This is a genomic window from Actinoplanes sp. NPDC051633 (assembly GCF_040681735.1).
Classification (GTDB): Bacteria; Actinomycetota; Actinomycetes; order Mycobacteriales; family Micromonosporaceae; genus Actinoplanes.
In genome coordinates this window covers 1-3,380 of record NZ_JBFAZH010000865.1, presented here as the reverse complement: position 1 = coordinate 3,380, position 3,380 = coordinate 1, and the positions used below count along the sequence as shown (strand labels likewise).

Below are 3,380 nucleotides of genomic sequence, written 5' to 3'. Positions count from 1 at the left end.
GCCCAGCTCTGGTCGTGGGGGGGTCGGGTGGGCAGCCATGCCGGCGCAGCGGTCGGTCAAGCAGCCTGCGGCCCAGCTCTGGTCGTGGGGGGGTCGGGTGGGCAGCCATGCCGGCGCAGCGGTCGATCAAGCAGCGTGCCGCCCGGCTCTGTTCGTGGGAGTCAGGGTGGGCAGCCATGCCGGCGCAGTAGCGGGTCAAGCAGCCTGCGGCCCCGCCTTGTCCTCGCGGGTCAGGGCGGGCAGCCATGCCGGCGCAGCAGTGGGTTCGGCACAGCGTCGGAGCCCCCCCAATCACGGGTCGAGGGCGGCCATGCCAACTGGGTGTTTGACGCAGCGTGTTGCGCGCCTCGCGTTGATCACGGGTCGGGAAAGCCTCCATGACAGCGGTGGGTAAAGCAGCGTGCCGCCTAGCCATGCCATAGGAGGTCAAGGTGGGCAGCCATGCCGGCGGGGTGTTTGGTCGAGGTTGGTGCGGCCGCTTGCGCTGATCACGGCTCGGGGTGAGCTTCCATGCCTGCGCAGTGGCGGGCTGGGGAGGTGCGGCCGGCTGCGGTCGGTACTGGTCGAGGTTGGCGGCCATGCGGGTGTGGGCGCTGGTTCGCTTCGTGCGGCCCGGCACGGCACTGCATGGTCGAGGTGCGTTCGGCCGGCACGTCGGGGTGAAGCTTGGTGGGCACTTCCAAAGTGGTAGCTGAAGCACCTTTGCGAGGCGCGATTGGGTGGCTGAGCTACCACTTCCGGGGTTGGCAGCGGACAAATCGACCACAGTGGTAGCGGAGCGGCCCATCGGGCCCGCGGATAGGCGGCTGCGCTACCACTATGTCTCTGTGCTGCTGGCCGACCGGCCGGAGACATGCCGCACCATGCCCGACCCGCCATCCGCTGTCGGCATGGCCACCACCTTCGCCGCGCTGATCGGGTCGGCCGACCTCAATGACCACCACCGCACAGGCCGCACGAAGCCCAGCCCACCACTGCGCCGGCATGGCTGCCCACCTCGACTCGTGATCAGCGCGAGCGGCGGCACCAGGCTGGATCAAACACCCCGCCGGCATGGCTGCCCACCACAACCACCCCACCAGCAGCCACGGCCGCACGAAGCTCAGCCCACCACCACGCCAGCAAGGCAGCTCACCCCGACCGGTGATCAGCGCACGCGGCGGCACCAACCTCGACCAAACACCCCGCCGGCATGGAAGCCGAGCTCGACCACCCCACCAGCAGCCACGGCCGCACGAAGCCCAGCCCACCACTGCGCCAGCATGGATGCTCACCCCGACCGGTAATCAGCGCAAGCGGCGGCACCACGCTGGGCCAACACCCACGCCGGCATGGATGCCCACCTCAACCACCCACCACCGCACGGGCCGCACATCGCCCAGCCCACCACTGCGCCGGCATGGACGCTCACCCCGACCCGTGATCAGCGCAATCGGCGGCACCAACTTCGACCGAACACCCCGCCGGCATGGATGCCCACCTCAACCACCCCGCCAGCAGCCACGGCCGCACGAAGCACAGCCCACCACCGCGGGGCATGGCTGCCACCTCGCCCAGTGATCACCGGGAGCGGCCGCATCGAGCTCAATCCGCTGCCACCCCGGCACGGCCACCCGCGTCGACCACACACCGGCAGACCAGGCCGTACCAAGCGCGACCTACCACTGCGCCGGGATGGGATGTCGGCCGGTCGTCAGCGCAAGCGACGACCGGCCAGCCCAACCGGCCCGCGCGGGCGCGGATCCAGCACCACGCCCGGCATGGCAACCCGCCGCAGGACCGACGACCAGGATCAGACCCACGAAGCTCAGGACGCCACGCCGACGCCCGCCTCGATCCGAAACTGGCGCCGATCGGGCGGATATCGACCCAAGAGCAGCGGTTGTCCACAGCTGTGGGGAACGGCGACGGCCGCGGGAGACCGGCCGGCCGGATGGGTGGGAACGGCCTTGAGCTGCAGCTACGCCGTCGAAGGGGCGGGACTCTGATGTGTTCGTACCCAGGTCTGTCCACAAGCCCGCACCGAAAAGCTCGTGATCGTGGCCCCGCCATGCCACGACCCGCCTCCGACTTTGCCCGTTAGGGCGTGCCATTGTTATCCACCGTTCGTCCCCAGGGTTTGTCCCCAGCGGTGGATAACTACGACCGCCGTCTCTGCACAGATGTGGATGAGGCCTGGGGAAATCGATGTGGACAGACACTGACGGTCACGAAGATCCCCACAGCCTGTGGACGCGTGTGGATTTCCTGTTGAAGGTTCTGGGGACGACGGGTCGATTGCGTCTCGACGTTGTGCACAGGGCTGGGGGCAAAGTCGGTGGATAACCGGTGGATAGCCGGTGGACAACGGTGGACAACCGGCCCTCGCGTCGGCGACTGTGGACGCGGACCCCTGTTCGTACCCTGGTTGCCCACATGTAAGCCACCGGTGGATAACCCGCTGACCTGCACATACGTGAGTTATCCCCACTGTGCACAGGCCCTATGGTTATGACGAGTTATCTCTTCTAAGAAAACAAAAACCAATCACCGGCGTTGGGGAAGGTGTGGAGAAGCCGCGAAGCGGTCGTCAAGCCTCCACAGCACCGGGGCTGGGGAGCCGAAGCGCTCCCCGCTGCCATAGAGTTCAGGGTCCCCCTACTAAGAGGCCCGCTTAAGAGGAAGCTCGCGGAGGACAGCATGAAGTTCCGGGTGGAGCGAGACGCACTCGCCGACGCCGTGGCGTGGACGGCCAAGAGCCTGCCCAGCCGCCCGTCGGTGCCGGTGCTCGCCGGTGTCATGCTTCGGGTGACCGACGGACGCCTGCATGTCTCCGGCTTCGACTACGAGGTCTCCAGCCAGGTGAGCGTCGAGGTGCAGGCGGACGCCGACGGCGCCGCGCTGGTCTCCGGCCGCCTGCTCGCCGAGATCACCAAGGCGTTGCCCAACAAGCCGGCGGACATCGCCGCGGTCGGTGCCCATCTCGAGCTGGTCTGCGGCAGCGCCCGCTTCACCCTGCCGACCATGCCGGTGGAGGACTACCCGACGCTGCCCGACATGCCGTCCAGCGCCGGCACCGTCGACGCGGCCGCCTTCGCCGCCGCGGTCGCCCAGGTGGCGATCGCCGCGGGGCGCGACGAGACGCTGCCGATGATGACCGGGGTACGGGTGGAGCTGAACGGCCGGAACCTGGCGATGCTGGCGACCGACCGCTACCGCCTGGCCATGCGCGAGATGGAGTGGAACCCGGACGACCCGGAGATCAGCCTCAACGCGCTGGTGCCGGCCAAGACGCTGAACGACACGGCGAAGACGCTCGGCCCGCTCGGCGGCGAGGTCACCATCGCCCTGTCGCAGGGCGCGGCCGGTGAGGGCATGATCGGCTTCGCCGGCGGCACCCG

At 68.8% G+C, this 3,380-nt stretch carries 1 protein-coding gene; it reads left to right on the top strand.

From position 1 onward, the window contains the following. Positions 1–2,679: 2,679 nt before the first annotated feature. The coding region (gene dnaN / locus AB0M20_RS33495; RefSeq protein ID WP_364304344.1) for a DNA polymerase III subunit beta at positions 2,680–3,380 on the top strand (701 nt) is incomplete at its 3' end.